Annotated in this window: 15 protein-coding genes and 2 pseudogenes; 13 read left to right on the plus strand and 4 right to left on the minus strand. The window is 64.4% G+C overall.

Features of this window, described 5'->3' with window-relative positions:
* The first annotated feature begins 78 nt into the window (after nucleotides 1-78).
* A complete protein-coding gene (locus AB5I39_RS06035; RefSeq protein WP_404372467.1) occupies nucleotides 79-1,569 on the plus strand; it encodes a carotenoid oxygenase family protein in 1,491 nt (496 codons plus the stop codon).
* Between the two features lie 122 nt (nucleotides 1,570-1,691).
* Here the strand turns inward: AB5I39_RS06035 and AB5I39_RS06040 are convergent, their stop codons facing one another.
* Both AB5I39_RS06040 and AB5I39_RS06045 read right to left on the minus strand, forming a co-directional pair.
* Nucleotides 1,692-2,486: a DUF1295 domain-containing protein gene (locus AB5I39_RS06040; protein ID WP_404372469.1), complete on the minus strand. Its 795-nt coding sequence runs from the start codon at nucleotides 2,484-2,486 to the stop codon at nucleotides 1,692-1,694.
* Nucleotides 2,483-3,712 carry an acetyl-CoA acetyltransferase gene (locus AB5I39_RS06045; protein ID WP_404372472.1) on the minus strand — a complete coding sequence of 410 codons (1,230 nt, stop codon included), beginning with the start codon at nucleotides 3,710-3,712 and terminating at the stop codon, nucleotides 2,483-2,485. Before AB5I39_RS06045 ends, AB5I39_RS06040 begins: the two co-directional genes overlap by 4 nt.
* Nucleotides 3,713-3,965: 253 nt before the next feature.
* Between AB5I39_RS06045 and AB5I39_RS06050 the strand changes: the two genes are divergently transcribed.
* The 3 genes from AB5I39_RS06050 to AB5I39_RS06060 are packed head-to-tail and all read left to right on the plus strand — an operon-like array spanning nucleotide 3,966 to nucleotide 6,245.
* Entirely contained in the window at nucleotides 3,966-5,021 is a 1,056-nt protein-coding gene (locus tag AB5I39_RS06050; RefSeq protein ID WP_404374032.1) for a DUF47 family protein, read from the plus strand.
* Between the two features lie 5 nt (nucleotides 5,022-5,026).
* Nucleotides 5,027-6,040, plus strand: a complete 1,014-nt coding sequence (locus tag AB5I39_RS06055) for an anion permease (protein WP_404372475.1) — start codon at nucleotides 5,027-5,029, stop codon at nucleotides 6,038-6,040.
* A gap of 7 nt (nucleotides 6,041-6,047) precedes the next feature.
* A complete protein-coding gene (locus AB5I39_RS06060) occupies nucleotides 6,048-6,245 on the plus strand; it encodes a hypothetical protein (RefSeq protein WP_404372477.1) in 198 nt (65 codons plus the stop codon).
* A gap of 24 nt (nucleotides 6,246-6,269) precedes the next feature.
* Here AB5I39_RS06060 and AB5I39_RS06065 read toward each other — a convergent pair whose 3' ends face one another.
* Together AB5I39_RS06065 and AB5I39_RS06070 are read right to left on the minus strand one after the other, a co-directional pair.
* Complete coding sequence (locus tag AB5I39_RS06065; protein ID WP_404372480.1) at nucleotides 6,270-6,797, minus strand: class I SAM-dependent methyltransferase; 528 nt, start codon at nucleotides 6,795-6,797, stop codon at nucleotides 6,270-6,272.
* A gap of 137 nt (nucleotides 6,798-6,934) precedes the next feature.
* Nucleotides 6,935-7,264, minus strand: coding sequence for a hypothetical protein (locus tag AB5I39_RS06070; RefSeq protein ID WP_404374231.1), 330 nt, complete (start codon nucleotides 7,262-7,264; stop codon nucleotides 6,935-6,937).
* On the opposite strand from AB5I39_RS06070, the pseudogene AB5I39_RS06075 reads away from it, so the two are divergent.
* The 9 genes and pseudogenes from AB5I39_RS06075 to AB5I39_RS06115 form a co-directional block, all read left to right on the plus strand.
* Nucleotides 7,191-7,415, plus strand: a pseudogene (locus AB5I39_RS06075) (carboxylesterase family protein); the annotation flags it as partial. The gene AB5I39_RS06070 and the pseudogene AB5I39_RS06075 overlap by 74 nt on opposite strands.
* 28 nt (nucleotides 7,416-7,443) lie before the next feature.
* Nucleotides 7,444-7,725, plus strand: coding sequence for a hypothetical protein (locus AB5I39_RS06080; protein ID WP_404374233.1), 282 nt, complete (start codon nucleotides 7,444-7,446; stop codon nucleotides 7,723-7,725).
* Nucleotides 7,726-7,777: 52 nt separating this feature from the next.
* Nucleotides 7,778-9,073: an SGNH/GDSL hydrolase family protein gene (locus AB5I39_RS06085; RefSeq protein WP_404372483.1), complete on the plus strand. Its 1,296-nt coding sequence runs from the start codon at nucleotides 7,778-7,780 to the stop codon at nucleotides 9,071-9,073.
* 76 nt (nucleotides 9,074-9,149) lie between these two features.
* Nucleotides 9,150-10,154 carry a LacI family DNA-binding transcriptional regulator gene (locus AB5I39_RS06090; protein ID WP_404372486.1) on the plus strand — a complete coding sequence of 335 codons (1,005 nt, stop codon included), beginning with the start codon at nucleotides 9,150-9,152 and terminating at the stop codon, nucleotides 10,152-10,154.
* 108 nt (nucleotides 10,155-10,262) lie between these two features.
* The gene (locus tag AB5I39_RS06095; protein WP_404372489.1) at nucleotides 10,263-10,586 is read left to right on the plus strand and encodes a DUF485 domain-containing protein; all 324 of its coding nucleotides are present in this window, start codon (nucleotides 10,263-10,265) and stop codon (nucleotides 10,584-10,586) included.
* Entirely contained in the window at nucleotides 10,583-12,280 is a 1,698-nt protein-coding gene (locus AB5I39_RS06100; protein ID WP_404372492.1) for a cation acetate symporter, read from the plus strand. Before AB5I39_RS06095 ends, AB5I39_RS06100 begins: the two co-directional genes overlap by 4 nt.
* A gap of 353 nt (nucleotides 12,281-12,633) precedes the next feature.
* Nucleotides 12,634-13,430: pseudogene (locus AB5I39_RS06105) on the plus strand (alpha/beta hydrolase).
* Nucleotides 13,431-13,646: 216 nt separating this feature from the next.
* Nucleotides 13,647-15,776, plus strand: coding sequence for a TonB-dependent receptor (locus AB5I39_RS06110; RefSeq protein WP_404372494.1), 2,130 nt, complete (start codon nucleotides 13,647-13,649; stop codon nucleotides 15,774-15,776).
* 137 nt (nucleotides 15,777-15,913) lie between these two features.
* A complete protein-coding gene (locus AB5I39_RS06115; protein ID WP_404372497.1) occupies nucleotides 15,914-17,173 on the plus strand; it encodes an MFS transporter in 1,260 nt (419 codons plus the stop codon).
* The last annotated feature ends 8 nt before the right edge of the window (nucleotides 17,174-17,181 follow it).

Genomic DNA, 17,181 nt, shown 5'->3' on the forward strand with positions numbered 1-17,181 from the left:
CGAAATCTGGCGGCGCCGAAGCCGCTGGCCAAAGCGCGACCGATCGTTACACTCACGGAAAAATCAGGAGCAGGATCCGTGCAGATCGAACGCCTCGCGCCGGTGGTTTCCTCGCTACAGCCGAGCAACCATCCCTATCTCAACCACGCCTGGACCCCACAGCACGAGGAGGTCACCGCCTTCGACCTCGACGTGATCGAGGGGACGATCCCGACCGACATCGACGGCGTTTATCTGCGCAATACCGAAAACCAGTTGCATCAACCGCTCGGCAAATATCATCCATTCGATGGCGACGGGATGATCCACCAGATCGATTTCTCCGCCGGGCGGGCGTCATACCGCAACCGCTTCGTGCGCACGCGCTGCTTTCAGGCGGAACAGGATGCCGGCGGATCGCTCTGGGGCGGGCTGATGGACCGGGCGGGCACCTCGAAACGCCCCGGATTCGGCGCGCACGGCAGCCTGAAAGACTCCTCCAGCACCGACATCATCGTCCATGCTGGCAAGGCAATCTCGACGTTCTACCAATGCGGCGAGGGTTATGTGCTCGACCCCGAAACGCTGAAGCAAGCCGGGGTCGCCCCGTGGGTGCCACTCGACGGCATCTCGGCACATCCCAAGGTCGATGATCGCACCGGCGAACTGCTGTTCTTCAATTATTCGAAGCACGAGCCGTACATGCATTACGGCGTCGTCGACGCCGCCGGTCGGCTGACCAACTACATCCCCGTGCCCCTGCCGGGGCCGCGCCTGCCGCACGACATGACCTTCAGCGAGCATTGGTCGATCGTCAACGATCTGCCGATGTTCTGGGATCAGGATCTGCTTGCGCGCGGCATTCACGCGGCGCGGCTGCACGAGGGCGTGCCGTCGCGCTTCGCGCTGATCCCGCGTCACGGCAAGACGGAGGACATCCGCTGGTTCCAGGCGTCGCCGACCTATATCCTGCACTTCCTCAACGCCTATGAGGAGGGCGACGAGGTGGTGATGGACGCCTATTTCCAGGACAATCCGCAGCCAGCGCCGCTGCCCAACGAAGACGGATATGGCCATATGATGGCCTATGTCGATGAACACAGCTTCCTGCCGCGGTTGCATCGCTGGCGCTTCAATCTCGCCACGGGCACCACGACCGAGGAGCGGCTCGACGATCGCACGCTCGAATTCGGCATGATCGACGGCCGCGTCGCGGGGCGGAAGCATCGCTACGTCTATTCGACCACGACCAAGCCCGGCTGGTTCCTGTTCAACGGCTTCGTGAAGCATGACCTCGACACCGGCCAATCCTGGACGCTGATGCTGGAGGAAGGGCGCTACGCCAGCGAAGCACCGTTCGCGCCACGCATCAATTCGACGGCGGAGGATGACGGCTATCTCGTCAGCTTCATCACCGACGAAAATCGCGGGACCAGCGAATGCGTGCTGATCGACGCGCGGGATATAGCGGCGGGACCGGTGTGCCGCATCGCGCTGCCGCACAAAATTTCGAGCGGTACGCATTCGCACTGGGCGGATCGGACCGTGCTGCGGCGATATGGCCCGCCTGCATCCGTTCGTCCTGAGTAGCGACTGAGCGAAGTCGAAGGCGCGTATCGAAGGACATGCCCGCGCGCTGTCCTTCGATACGCCATTTCGACAAGCTCAATGGCTACTCAGGACGAACGGGGATAAATTGAGCGGGCTAATCTCTATCCCCGTTTCGGAAACCACGGCACAAATCCCGACGTCCGCCGCACATAGTCCTCATACTCAGGCTTCTTGCGCTTCATTCGCCCTTCAACCGTCGGCACGCCGGACCATTTGACCAGCGTGAAGGTCAGCAGCGCCGGCCCGGCTAGTGCCCACAGCCCGGTCCCGCTCTCGGCCGCGATCATATAGAGGCCCCACCACACGCAGGCATCGCCGAAATAGTTCGGATGGCGGGTGTAGCGCCACAGGCCGGTGCGCAGCACCTTGCCGACGTTGGCGGGATTTCGGCGGAATGCGACGAGCTGCGCATCGCCGATCGTCTCGAACACGATGCCGACCGCCGCGAGCGCGGCCCCGACCCAGCCGAGCGTGCCAACCGGCGGGCCTGCGTCGAGCTGACCGAGCTGCACCGGCAGGCACACGATGAACAGCATCGGCGCCTGCACCGCATAGACCAGCCGGACGGCGGCCTGGTTGAACCCCCACCCCTTATGCTCCTGCGCCTTGGCAAACATCGTCCGATATCGGCGATCCGGCCCCTGCCGTCGCCAGCGCCACAGCAGATACCCGCCGAGCCGCACGCCCCACGCCGTGCACAGCACCATCAGCAGCAGCTTCCGGCCCGGATCACCGTCCGTCTGCACAAAACTGGCCCAGCCGAGCGCGACCATTGCCAGTGCCCAGATGCTGTCGATCGGGGTGACGTCGCGCGTCTTGAGCGTCACCAGCCAGAACAGCACGAAGATGGCGATCAGCACGATGGCGTTTACCGCGAGCAGCCACAGCGCGCTCATGCCGCAGTGCTTTCGACGATGAAGCTGACCGTCGTAGTGGTCGATCCGCCGATGTTCAGCGTCTGGACGCGCCGCGCCCCTTCGACCTGATAATCGCCAGCCCGTCCCGACACCTGCTTTGCCGCGTCGAGCAGCATCCGCACTCCCGTCGCGCCCACCGGGTGACCGCATCCGATCAAGCCACCGGACGGGTTGATCGGCAGGCGACCGCCCATCTCGATCGATCCGTCCTCAACCGCTTTCCACGATTCGCCGGGGGCCGTGAGGCCGAGATGGTCGATCGCCATATATTCGGTCGCGGTGAAGCAATCGTGCGTTTCCACCGCATCGAGCTGCGCGATGTCGGTGACGCCCGCGCGGGCGCGCGCATCCTCGATTGCGCGCCGAACTTGCGGGAAGACATAGGGCTGGTCGGCGCTGTCGGCGATCTTGCGCGCATAGCCGATCGGTGCGGAACGATGGCCCCACCCGGCGATCCGCGGGATCTGGTCGAGCGATAGCCCGCGCTTCGCGGCATAATCGGCGGCGCGCCGTTCGGACGCTAGGAACACCACTGCGCTGCCATCGGTGACTTGCCCGCAATCCATCTTCCGCGTCCGGCCCTCAACTATCGGATTGGCGTCGTCATCGGCCGTGAAGCTGTCGGGCGAAAAGGCATAGCCGCGCGTCTGCGCGTTGGGATTGCGCTTGGCGTTCCCGAAATTGATCTCGGCGATGCGCATCAGATGATCGTAGTGCAGGCCGTAGCGGCGGTCATATTCCTCCGCGAGATCGGAGAAAGCGGCGGGCCAGACATAGCGTACGTCGCCATATTCATGCCCCGCCCACGCCGCAGCGCCGAGATACTCCGAGGCGGTCTGCCCAGGGACATTGCGCATCTGTTCGATCCCGACGACGCACGCGAGATCATAGCGGCCCGCCTCGATTTCGGCTGTCGCGGCAAGAATCGCGACGCTGCCCGATGCACAGGCAGCCTCATGCCGCGCGGTCGGCAAGCCATTGAAGGCCGGGTCGACGAGCCCAAAGAAGCCGCCAAGCAACCCCTGCCCTGCGAACAGTTCAGCCGTGAAATTCCCGACATGCCCGTTTTCAATGTCGGCAGGATCGAGCGCGGTTTCGGCAAGGCCGTGCCGCACGCAAGCGGTAAACGCGTCCGCCAGGTCCATATCCTGTCGGCTCCAGACTTGGGCGAAATCGCTCTGCCATCCACCCAGGATGAAAACCATGTCTCCCCCTTTTTTCAGCTTTGTCGCAGGCGTGCGGGCGCTTGGCAATCGCGCGGCACGCGCGCGAAACGAATTGGGCACGCCGCGTCAAAACCCCGGCGCCCAGCCTCGCTTGTTCGAACAGGCATTGCGATCCCACACTACGGACGTGTAACGGTCCACGCCGTCCTCTTCGTCCCGGAGCAATCCTATCCGCCAGATCGCTGCCCTGCCCTACCGCGCGTTCGGAAATTCGGTCGAGGCACCGATCAAGATTCTGCTCGTGACGTCGCGTCAGTCCAAACGCTGGGTGATCCCAAAGGGCAATCCGATGGGCGGCGTTACCGCGCATAATGCGGCGGCGATCGAGGCCGAAGAGGAGGCCGGCGTGCTCGGACTCGTCTGTCCAACGCCGCTAGGGTCTTACCGGTATCGCAAACGGCTGAACAACGGCGCGTCCTTGATGGTCGATGTCGACGTCTTTCCGCTTGCGGTGAACACCGAACTCGGCGCGTGGAAGGAACAGCCCGAGCGCGACCGTCAGTGGTTTACGCTTGCCGACGCGGCGCAGGCGGTCGACGAACCGGACCTGCGCGACCTGATTCGCTCGTTCGGTCCGGACGATTTTGCCGCCGCCGCAAAACGAAACACCATCCTTCAAACCGTCGCAGCAAAATCAAAGGTAGGCCACATGTTCGCTTGGTTTCAGCGGTTATTGCCGAAAACGGGGAACTTCTTCGATCTGTTCGAGGCGCATGTCGTCACCGTTGTCGCCGCCGCCGACGCGCTTGCCCGACTGTTGCAGGACGGAAATCACGATCACATCCGGGAAATCATCGAGCGCGAAAACGACGCCGACGAGATTCACCGCGAGGTGTTGCGCACCGTGCGGCAGACGTTCCTGACGCCGTTCGACCGCGCAGCGATCACCAGCCTGATCGGATCGCTCGACGATGCAATCGACGAGATGCAGGCAGCGGTTCAGGCGATCGACCTTTATGAGGTCACCTCGTTCGACCAGGACATGAAGGACATGGCGGCGATCATCGTCGATGCCGCCCGGATAACCTTCGAGGCGATGCCGCTGTTGCGCAACGTCGCCAGCAACGGCGCACGGCTGCATGAACTCACCGAGCGCTTGGTGCGGATGGAAAGCCACGCCGACGATATCCACGCCGCTGGCCTGAAACGCGCGTTCAAGCGGCAGGACGCGGGCAATGCGATGGGCTTCATCGTTGCGCGCGAACTCTACAAGCATCTGGAGCGCATCGTCGACGCGTTCGAAGACGTCGCGAATGAGATCGACGGCATCGTCATCGATCATTCCTGATCGTCATGCACGAACTCGCTCTTCCGCTGTTGATCGGCCTGATCGCCGTCGCGCTCGCGTTCGATTTTCTGAACGGGCTGCACGACGCGGCCAATTCAATCGCCACCGTCGTCGCGACCCGGCTGTTGAAGCCGGTTCACGCCGTGGCGTTTGCCGCGCTCTGCAATTTTGCCGCCTATTTCCTGACGATCACCTTCCCCAGCCTGCATAAGGTTGCCGATACGATCGGCCAGGGTTTGATCGACAAAGATATCGTCACGCCTGCGGTGGTCTTCGGCGCGCTGGCGGGGGCGATGTTCTGGAATGTGGTGACCTGGTTGAAGGGGATTCCCTCGTCGTCGAGCCACGCTCTGGTCGGCGGGATGATCGGTGCCGGCGTCGCCCATGCCGGGTTCGACGGGATCAAATGGATTGGGCTGAACAAAACGCTGATCGCGATCGTGCTGTCGCCCACGCTCGGCATGATTTTGGCGATGCTGATCATGTTGCTAACGAGCTGGTTGTTCCGGCGCGCGACCTCGCGCTTTGCCGAGACGTCGTTCCGCAACCTGCATTTGCTGTCCTCGGGTGCCTATTCGCTGAGCCACGGGCTGAACGACGCGCAGAAGACGATGGGGGTCATCACTGTCCTGCTTTATTCGACCGGTTATCTCCGTGGATCTTTCGCGGTGCCGCATTGGGTGGCGATCAGCTGCTACGTCGCGATTGCGCTCGGCACGCTCACCGGCGGGTGGAAGATCATCGAGACGATGGGATCGCGGATCACCAAGCTCTCGCAGCATCAGGGCTTCAGCGCCTCGCTCAGCGGATCGATCATCCTGTTTTCGGCATCCTGGCTGGGCATCCCGGTGTCGACCACCCATACCATCACCGGCGCCATCATCGGCGCAGGCACGGCGCGGCGCGCGTCGGCAGTGCGATGGGGCGTCGCGGGAAATGTCGTGATCGCCTGGATCATCACGATTCCGGCGTCCGCTGCAGTGGGCGCGCTGTTCTACACGCTGACCCGACTCTTCTAGGGTCGCGATGCGCACGACTTCCGACAGCGCGACCGTTCGACTCTATTTCCTGAGCGAGGAGCACGCTGCGGCCTCCACCCTTTTCTACGGGTCGATGGCCGAAGCGCTGTCGATCGCGCGGCAACAGCCCGAAGACGTTCAGGCTGGTCTGTGGCTGGCGACAGACAACGACGTCGTCGCTTTCCTCGACTTGGACGAAGCCTAGTCCACCCGATAGGACACCCGAGCGCTAGCGTGCGTCCGGCGCATCTTTCCACGCCCAATACAGTTGGGCGGGCGGGATATTGCGCCACTCCATCGCATGATCGTAGCGCGGCAGATACGGCGCAAAGAACTCGCGGCATTTCGGCGAAAATTGATAGACGAGAAAGGCGCCCCCGGGACGGAGCGCAGCGGCCGTGGCGCGACCAATTGCGTCCCCCACGCCCGGCGGCAAGGTCGAAAACGGCAGCCCGGAGAGGATATAATCTGCCGCATCATGGCCGTGATCCGCGATGATCCGCTCGATATCCGCGGCCGATCCGAGCACTGCCGAGAAGCGCGGGTCAGCGATCGTGTGACGGAGGTGGCGGACGAAATCGGGGTTGGTATCGACGGCGATGTAGCGTGCGTCGGCCGGAAGACGATCCAGTACCGTCTGGCAAAAGGTGCCGACGCCTGGCCCATATTCCACGAAAAGCCGGGCTTTCTCCCAATCGACCGGCGCGAGCATCCGCGCGATCAAGGCGCGGGACGAGGGGATGACCGATCCCACCATGACGGGGTTCTTCAGGAAGCCTCGGAAGAAAGTGCCCCAGGCGCCCGGGGTGCCAAAGTCTTTCTGTCGAGTGCGAGCGTTGGCGGTAACAGTCACGTTGCATCCTTCTGGCGAAGCACCGGACCCTCAACGAAGATTCAGACGGAGCGTTGCAAAAGCATTGCATCAATCGACGGCATCGTTACGATGCAATCGATTGCGCATTCTCCGGCCAGCCGGTTCATAGGGGGAAGCGGGGAGAGACGAATGACCGGGTTTTCGGTGTCGGCCAGCCGCCGGGCAATGCTCAAGGCGGCTGCGTTTGCTGGCGGTGGACTGACGCTTTCATTGTCGAACGGCGTGGGGGCACGCGGTGCGACCGGTCGAACCCGCGTCGGCCAAAGCCGGGAATCGGTGACGGCGGGAACCGGCATTGCCGAGGCACAGACGCCGTATGGCAAAATTGCCGGGTATTGCGCGCGCGGCATCTTCGCGTCAAAGGGCGTGCCCTACGGCGATACGACGGCCGGTGCCAATCGATTCCTGCCGCCGCGCCCGCCGGAACCCTGGACCGGCGTGCGCAGCACGCGCAGCTACGGCCCGGTCGCGCCGCAGCACAAGGGCACCGGTCGCCTGCATGACGACGAAGCTTTTCTTTTTCATTGGAATGACAGCGTCGAGGGCGAAGACTGCCTGCGCCGAGATTCCGTTCGTCTTCGCCAATGCCGAGCGCTGCAACCATATGACCGGCGGCGGCCCGCGCGCGGCGGCGTTGGAGGCGCGCATCGCCGATGCCTGGATCGCCTTCGCGCGCATCGGCAACCCGAACCATCCAGGGCTCCCGGCGTGGCGCCCGTATGATCCGACGATGCAAGCGACGATGCTGTTCGATGACCGGTGCCGCGTGGCCGAGGGCGTCGACCGCGACGAACAGGCGAGCGTCGCCTGACGCGAATCGTGGCGCGGCATTAGGCAAGACATTTTGATCGGTGGGTGAGACGATGAACGGACAGACGATGATCAACAAAGGCGCAGCGCTGCTGCTGGCGATGGCGGCGCTTGGCGGCGCGACGGCGTGCGAAGCGAAAGACTATTGGGTCAGCGCCTGGGGCACCGCGCAGCAACTCGCCCCGATGCCGGTACCGCGGATGCCGCCACGCCCGGCCGGTGCACCGGCCCCGCCACCGCCACCGCCCTCGCCGATCGCACCGACTCCGCCCAAGCTCTCGGACCAGACCGTACGGATGGTCGTCCGCCCAACGATCGGCGGGAAGATGCTGCGCCTGCACTTCTCCAACGCATCGGCCGGGGAGCCGGTGACGATCGGACGCGCGCAGCTCGCCAGGAGCACTGGCTCCGGCGGCATCGCCCCCGGCAGCGACCGCGCGATCCGTTTTGGCGGACAAAGCGCGGTCACGATCCAGCCGGGCGAGATCGCGGTCAGTGATCCCGTCGCGCTCGACGTCGCCGCGCTCGAACCGCTCGCCGTCTCGATCTATCTGCCGCGCGAAACGGCGGTGAACACGCTGCATCCCCTCGGCCTGAACACCACCTATATCGCAAAGGGCGACCGCACCGGCGATGCAAGCCTCGCCGGAGCAGACACCAACCGCTCTTACTTCTGGCTGACCGGGATCACCGTCGAAGCGCCCGAAAATACCGGCGCGATCGTCGCCTTTGGGGATTCGATCACCGACGGGTACGGCACCACCCCCGACACCGCGCGCGCCTGGCCCGATCTGCTGGCGGCGCGGTTGCAGGGCGCGGCTGCAACGCGCGGGCTAGCGGTACTCAACATGGGGATTTCGGGCAATCGCGTGCGACGCGACGGGGCGGGCCTGTCGGCCCTTGCGCGCTTCGATCGCGATGTGCTGGCGCGGCCCGGCGTGCGCTGGGCGGTGCTGCTCGAAGGAATCAACGACATCAACATCGCCGCGATTCCGGGGATGCCGGAAAGCGAAGCGGTCACCGCCGAGCAATTGATCGCCGCCTACAAACAATGGATCGCGCGCGCGCATCTGCACGGCATCAAGGTGGCAGGCGCGACGATCACGCCGGACGAAGGGCTGTGGCTCTACAGTGCGAAGACCGAGGCGCTGCGCCAGACGCTCAACAGCTGGATCCGGACCAGCGGCACGTTCGACGCCGTGATCGATTTCGATGCCGCAGTGCGCGATCCGGCGCGGCCCACCCGCCTGAACCCCGCATTCGACGGCGGGGACCACATCCACCCGAACGACGCGGGCAATGCGGCGATGGCGGCGGCGATCGATCCAGCGATCTTCACCACGCCGTAGCGGCGGCGCTTGGGCGGCTTTGTTGCAAAGCAGTTGCAAGCGACCTATTCGCTAAAGGGTCGATGGGAGAGGCGCTGTGGCCGGCAAGATCCGCACTATCTATGATCTCGCGGAACTGGCCGGCGTATCGGCAGCAACCGTCTCGCGCGCGCTGGCGGGCAAGACCGTGGTCAATTCCAAGACCTCGGAACGCATCCGCAAGCTCGCCGAAAAGCATGATTTTCGACCCAGCGCGCTGGCCCGCAATTTGCGGACGAAGCAGCGCGGCGCGATCGGCGTGGTCGTTCCGCTCGGGCACGACCGCGGCCAGCATCTGTCCGACCCGTTCTTCATGACGCTGATCGGCAGTCTCGCCGACGAACTGACCGAGCGCGGCTTTGATTTGATGCTGTCGCGCGTCATCCCGAGCCAGGACAATTGGCTGTCGAAGCTAATCGATGCCGACCGCGTCGACGGCTTCATCATCATCGGCCAGTCCGATCAATCGGCGGTGCTCGACCGGATCGCGGCGGAGTACCTTCCTCTGGTCGTGTGGGGCGGCTTCGTTCAGGGCCAGATCCATTGTTCGGTCGGGACCGACAATTTCCTCGGCGGAAAACTCGCCACGCAGCATTTGATCGAGCGTGGGTGCCGCCGCATCGTGTTCCTCGGCAATACGCAGGCGATCGAGCCGTCCCTGCGACTGGAAGGCGCGAAGGCCGCGATCCGCAGTCGCGACGATATCGTGCTGGTCGATACGCCGACACATTTCGATGCCGATGTCAGCGGTACCGACATCGATGCGTTTTTCAGCCGCACCGATGTGCAGCCCGACGGGATTTTCGCCGCGTCCGATCTGATTGCGCTGACCGCGATTCAGGTGCTGGCCAATCGGGGCGCATCGGTGCCGGGCGACGTGAAGGTGGTCGGTTATGACGATCTCTATCTCGCGCAAAGCAGCGCGCCACCGCTTTCGACCGTGCGACAGAATATCGCGGTCGGCGCCGCCCATCTGGTCGACAGCCTGCTGAAGCGGATCGCCGGAGAAGTGACCGGGTCGACGATCCTCAATCCCGAACTGATCATACGCGGCAGCACGTGAGTGCGGTGCCGACGCGGCGGATGGGATTGACTTGCAATCGATTGCTAATACTGTGTCGCCCACCACGGGGGCCGATCATCCGCGGACGATAACACGGAGGAACGCCGCATGAGCGACCATAGCGACAGCGACGCCCGGCTGCACCGGATCGCCGCCGACCCGCGCTACCAGGCGCTGGTGCGCTCGCGCGGACGCCTTGTATGGGGCCTCAGCCTCGTCATGGTGGCGATCTTCCTAGGCTATATGCTGCTCGTCGCCTTTGCCGGCCCGTTTCTGGCAACGCCGATCGGCGCGATGACGACGACGATCGGCATTCCGATCGGTCTGTTCGTCATCCTCTCCGCGATCGGCTTGACCGCTTTCTACGTCCGGATCGCCAATCGCCGCTTCGACGCGGAAACCGCCGCCTTGCTGCGCGATCACGTCGCGTGAGCGTGTTCCTTCGCAGCGCCGCCGTCTGCGCCCTTCTCGCCACGCCGGCGGCCGCGCTGGCCGCCACCGGATCCGGCTCGGGTGCCAATCTGCCCGCGATCGTAACCTTCGCCATTTTCATCGCGATCACGCTCGGCATCACCTGGTGGGCCGCGCGCAAGACTCACACCACCGCAGAGTTCTATGCGGCTGGCGGCGGCATCACCGGGCGGCAGAATGGCCTCGCCATCGCCGGGGATTATATGTCGGCCGCGTCGTTCCTCGGCATTTCCGCCCTCATCTTCGCCGATGGCTATGACGGGCTGATCTACTCGACCGGCTTCCTGGTCGGCTGGCCGATCATCCTGTTCCTGCTGGCCGAGCGGCTGCGCAACCTTGGGCGCTACACCTTCGCCGATGCCGCGGCGTTCCGCTTCGGCCAGGCCCCGGTGCGGCTGTCCTCGACCTTCAGCTCGCTCACCGTCATCCTCTTCTATCTGATTGCGCAGATGGTCGGTGCCGGGCAGCTCATTCATCTGCTGTTCGGTATGCCCTATGCGTACGCCGTCGGCACGGTCGGGCTGGCGATGACGATCTATGTCCTGTTCGGCGGGATGATCGCGACGACCTGGGTGCAGATCATCAAGGCGGTGCTGCTGCTCGGCTGCGCGACCTTCATGACCTTCGCCGTGCTGTATCATATCGGCTTCTCGTTCGACGCCTTGTTTTCTCAGGCCGTCGCCGCAAAGGCCGCGATCGCGCGGGCGGGCGGCGCGGAGGAAGCGGTCGCCGCCCAGTCCGCGCTCGCAATCCTCGCACCGGGCGGGTTCATCAAGGACCCGGCTTCGGCGATTTCCCTCGGCATGGCGCTGATGTTCGGCACCGCTGGCTTGCCGCACGTGCTGATGCGCTTCTTCACCGTGCCCGACGCCAAGACCGCGCGCACATCGGTGCTGTGGGCGACGGGGTGGATCGGTTATTTCTATCTGCTTACCTTCGTGATCGGTTTCGGCGCGATCATTCTGGTCGGCGGCAATCCCAAATTCTTCGATGCGAACACCGGCGCGATGCTGGGCGGCGTCAATATGGCCGCGATCCATCTGGCCGAAGCGGTCGGCGGCGATGTGTTCATGGGGTTCGTGTCGGCGGTCGCCTTTGCGACGATCCTTGCGGTGGTGTCGGGGCTGACGCTGTCGGGGGCCTCGACGATCAGCCACGATCTTTACGCTTCGGTGTTGCGCAAGGGGAATCCGGATCCCGTTGCCGAACTGCGGCTGTCGCGGATCACCGTGCTCGCGCTTGCGATCATCGCGGTGGTGCTCGGCATCGCGTTCGAAAAGCAGAATGTCGCCTTCATGGTGAGCCTGGCGTTCGCTGTGGCCGCCTCGAGCAACTTTCCGGCCTTGCTTCTCTCAATGCTGTGGAAGGATTGCACCACGCGCGGCGTCGCCTGGGGCAGCGCGACCGGCGCGCTGACCGCGGTGGTGCTGACGGTGCTGTCACCGACGATTTGGGTGGCGCAGCTCGGCGCGCGTGAGGCCATTTTCCCGATCGCATCGCCGACGCTGATTTCGATGCCGCTCGGCTTCCTGGTGATCTGGCTGATTTCGCGGACCGACCGCAGCACCCGCGCCGCGCGCGATCGCGCAGGCTATCTGGCGCAGCGCGTCCGGTCCGAAACCGGCCTCGGCGCCGCGACCGCCAGCAATCACTGAACACACGAAACCAGGAGAGCGCAATGACACGCAAGCATCGGATGAAGACGACCGCGATCGGCGGGGCGACGCTGCTCGCCTTGCTGCTGACCAGCGAGACCGTCTTGGCGCAAGCCCAGCCCAAGGCCGAGCCGCAGCCGCGCGCCTGGACCCCGCCAAGCGGGCCGCTCACCCCCGAAGAGCAATCGAAATTGCGTCCGGTCGCGCCCGAACTGCAGACCGCTGCGCGGATGGCGATGGGCTTTTCGAAAATGATAGGCACGATCGACGAGAAAATGGTGCTCGCGTCGCGCAAGCGCGGCGGCGGCCTGACCCCGGCCCCGCGCCTGACCGACGTGCCCGTGACCGAACAGATGATTCCGGGACCGAAGGGCGGCCCCGCCGTCAAGCTGTTCGTCATCAACGCCAAGGCCGGCACCAGCCGCCCCGGCATCCTGCACACGCATGGCGGCGGCTTCATTCTGGGCAACGCCGAAACCGATGTCCGGCGGCTGCAAGGCCTCGCGCGCGAGCTCGACTGCGTGATCGTCACGGTCGAATACCGGCTTGCGCCCGAAACCGATTATACCGGGTCGATCGAGGACAATTATGCCGGCCTGCGCTGGATGTACGACAAGGCCGCCGAGCTCGGGCTCGATCGCAGCCGGATCGCACTCACCGGCGAAAGCGCAGGCGGTGGCCATGCCGCGCTGCTGGCGATCACCGCGCGCGACCGGGGCGAGGTGCCGATCCTGTTCCAGGCGCTCGTCTACCCGATGCTCGACGATCGCACCGGCGGGGTGGTGAAGATGCCGCCGCATATCGCGACGGTCGGGTGGAGCGCGTCCGAAAACCAATATGGCTGGCGCGCCTTCCTGCGGCAGCAGCCCGGCACCGCCAAGGTGCCCGTCCGCGCCGTGCCTGCGCGGACCAAAAGCCTCGCGGGCCTCCCCCCGCCTTCATCGAAGTCGGCGGGCTCGACCTGTTCGTGAATGAAGACATCGACTACGCGCGCCGCCTGAACGCAGCGGGCGTGCCGACCGAATTGCTGGTCGTGCCCGGCGCCTTCCACGGCTTCGACGGACTGGCGCCCGACAGCCCGCAGGCACAGCAGTTCACCCGCGCCAAAGTGGAGGCGCTGCGTCGCGCCTTTGCCCGCGGTCGCAACTGATCGATCAGACGGCGGAGCGCGAGCAGCGTCCCGCCGTCGCCGCTAAGGCCGGCCCCGATCATGCGGCAAGGCGGCCGATCGCGCGCATTCGCAACCGATTGTGATATCGCTCCATAAAAGCTCTGGATAACGCGAGCTAGCGCACCACGCCTACTCGACAAAACATCCAGAGCCAGTTATGCAATCGATTGAAAATATAATCTACGGGAGAGGGACATGAGGAAATTTTACGGCACAGCCGCGACGTTGGCGATCGCGAGCGCGTTGATGGCCCCGGCAGCGATGGCGCAAACGACGCCTGCACCGACCTCGCAGACGCCATCGCAGAACGACAAAGCTTCGACCGAAGAGGCGCAGGACATCATCGTCACCGCGTCGAAGACCGGCGGCCAATCGCTGCAAAAGGTCCCGTTGGCGATCCAGGCTTTTACCGGCGAGGAATTGAAAGCGCGCAACATCACCTCCGTCGGCGATCTGGTATCGAGCGTCCCGGGCGCGCAGGAAGGGTTCCGCCAGTCCAACGGATCGCGCTTCTACAATCTGCGCGGCAACGTGACGCAGAACGGCGATTCGCCGATTGGCTATTATCTCGACGATGCGCCCTTCATCGTTCCCAATTTCGGCATCGCGCCGCCGGTCCGCTTCCTCGATATCGACCGCGTCGAAGTGCTGCGCGGCCCGCAAGGCACGCTGTACGGCCAGGGTTCCTCCGGCGGCGTGTTCATCTTCCGCACCCGCGACCCCAACCTCAAACACGTGCAATATGCTGGCGAAGCGGAAGGGTCGCAGACGGTTGGGGGCCAGGGCCTCAACTACGGGTTTGCCGGTGCCGTATCGGTGCCGATCATCAAGGACATGCTGGCGGTGCGCGTCAGCGGCGGCTTCTCGCGCGATGCCGGTTGGGCCGATGCCTATTTCGGGCCGTTCGACGGCACGCCCGACCAGAAGGGCGTCAACTCCGCGAAGAACGACGACCTGCGCGTCGTCGCCTTGTTCAAGCCCGCCGACAATGTCAGCATCCGCGCGCAATATTGGCAGTTCCGGCCGCGGCAGAATTTCACCGGCTTCACCGCCTCGGTCGAGCCGCCATATTTCCAGAACACCGCCGGCCAGCAGGGCTTCTCCAACGGCGATTTCAAGCTCTACACCCTGACCGCGACGGTCGATTTCAATGCGTTCAGCGTCACAAGCGCGACCAGCCAGCTGGACGGCGTTTTCGGGATCAATATTCCGCTGTCGCCGGCCGGCTCCTTCTCCAGCCAGTTCCTGCCATCGATGTTCGCGCAGGAATTGCGTGTCAACTCGACCAGCAAGGGCCCGTTCCACTGGGTCGTTGGGGGGTCGTATCAGAACGGCAAGGGTCCGCAGGTCAACGCGTTGACCCTGCCAGGCACCCTGATCAACGCCGATAACAATACGATCACCAAGAATTACGCGTTCTTCGGAGAAATCAGCTACGACCTGTTCGACGGCAAGCTCGTGCCGTTGGTGGGTCTGCGGCAATATCATGACGACCGCTCCTTCGCCGACGCGGGCGGTTCGGTCCCGACCAGCGTCGATGTGCGGACATGGCGCGCGAACCTTTCCTACCTGCCGACCAACAATCTGACGATGTTCATCTCGGCCGCGACCGGCTTCCGCCCCGGCATCGTGCAGTCGCGCGTGCAGGTGCAGTCGCTGCAACTCGTTGGCGTTCCGGCGCAGGTCGCGCTCAGCCCGGAATCGTCGAAAAACTACGAATTCGGCCTGAAATGGCGCAGCCCCGACCGTGCGCTGTCGATCGGGCTGAACCTCTATCAGCTCAAATATACCAATTTGCAGACATCGGTCACCGGCGGCATCAACGGCGTCAACGGCTTCGCCAATTTCGGCGATGCCACGACCAAGGGCATCGATCTCGAACTGCATTGGCGGACGCCGATCAAGGGGCTGGATCTCGGCATCGTCGGCAACATCAACGAAAGCAAATACGATACGATCAACCCGATCATCGCGGCGGCACAGCCGCTGCTCAAACCGGGGTCTCGCCTGACCAACACGATCGGCGACAATTCACGTTTCGACATCAGTTACAACCGTGATTTCGGGAAGGATTACACCTTCTTCGGCAATCTCGCGCTGAGCCACAGCGGCGATCGCCTGCAGGCCAACGGCTTCCGGGCACGGCCCTATGACGTGGTCAGCCTGACGCTCGGCATCCGGCGCGGCGATGCAGAGCTGGCGCTGATCGGCAATAACATGACCGATGAGCGCGGGCCGACCTTCATCGGCACGACCGGGCCGAATTCGGGCCAGGGACCGACGCCGCGCACGATCGGCCTGCGGTTCCGTCTAAACCACCAATAACGGCGCGATCGAGCGGGCCGGGGCGCACTTCGGCCCGCCCCCGCCCAGGCGGGAGACGGCCCACAATCGATTGTTTGAAACGATGTCGGCGCATAAGCAGCGCATGCCACCAGGCCGATACGTCAGCGGAGATCATAATGGACAGCCAAGCCGAAGCGGGGAGCGGCTCGATGCTACTGAAAGCGATCGTCTTCGCGATGTTCGCGATGTTCGCGATGACGACGGACTCGGTCGGCACCGTCATCCCGGAAGTCATCCGCGAATTCCGGCTCGGCCTGACCGCAGGCGGATCGTTCCAATATGCCACCATGTCGGGCATCGGTATTTCGGCGATCGCGCTCGGTTTCCTTGCCGACCGGATCGGGCGCAAGGCGACGATCCTGATCGGCCTGCTGTTGTTCGGCGTCAGCTCCGCCTTGTTCGCGGCGGGCCATTCGTTCGCGCTATTCGTCACCTTGCTGTTCATCGCCGGGCTCGGGATCGGCATCTTCAAGGCGGGCGCGCTGGCGCTGATCGGCGACTTGTCGCGCTCGACCGAGGACCATGCCCGCACGATGAATTTGATCGAGGGTTTCTTCGGGATCGGCGCGATCGTCGGGCCCGCGATCGTCGCGTACATGCTCCACACCGGGGCGAGCTGGAAATGGGTCTATCTGATCGCGGCGATGCTGTGCGGGTTGCTCGTGCTTGGCGCCGCCTTCGCGCGCTTTCCGCGCCCGATCGTGACGCGCGCAGAACCGGCGCAGGCGAGCGAAGCGATCCGCATGGCCAATGATCCTGCCGCGCGCTTTTTCGGGACCGCGCTGATGCTGTATGTCGGGGCCGAGGCCGCGATCTACGTCTGGGCGCCGACCTATCTCGCCGGCTATTCGGGGTCGTGGACGTGGCTGGCGGCCTATGTCGTCTCGGTCTTTTTCGTCCTGCGCGCGGTCGGCCGCTTCCTGGGCGTGTGGCTGTTGTCGCGCTTCGACTGGTCGACCGTGCTGCTCGCGTGCAGCGGCGGGATGGCGTTGCTGCTGTGGGTGGCGGTGCTGGGCGGACGCGAGGTTGCGATCTTCGCGCTGCCGGCGACCGGGCTGTTCATGTCGGTGCTGTATCCCACGATCAATTCGACCGGAATCAGCTGCTACGACAAGGGGCGCCACGGTTCGATCGCCGGTCTGCTGCTGTTCTTCACCTGCATCAGCGCGGTGTTGGCGCCGATGGCGATGGGCGCGCTGGGCGATGCGCTGCGCGACAGCGCGTACAGTCTGGTGCTCGGCGCGGTGTTCGCGAGCGGGCTGGTCGTGCAATGCGCCTGGAACGTCTCGCGCAAGCCGTTCGCCGCGCTGCTCGCGCAACGCAACAGAGCGGACTATGGCGGCGAGGTCGGCGCGGAGGCCGCCCCCCGGGCCTGACCCTCGCG

The sequence above is a fragment of the Sphingomonas sp. MMS24-J45 genome (assembly GCF_044881195.1).
Classification (GTDB): domain Bacteria; phylum Pseudomonadota; class Alphaproteobacteria; order Sphingomonadales; family Sphingomonadaceae; genus Sphingomonas.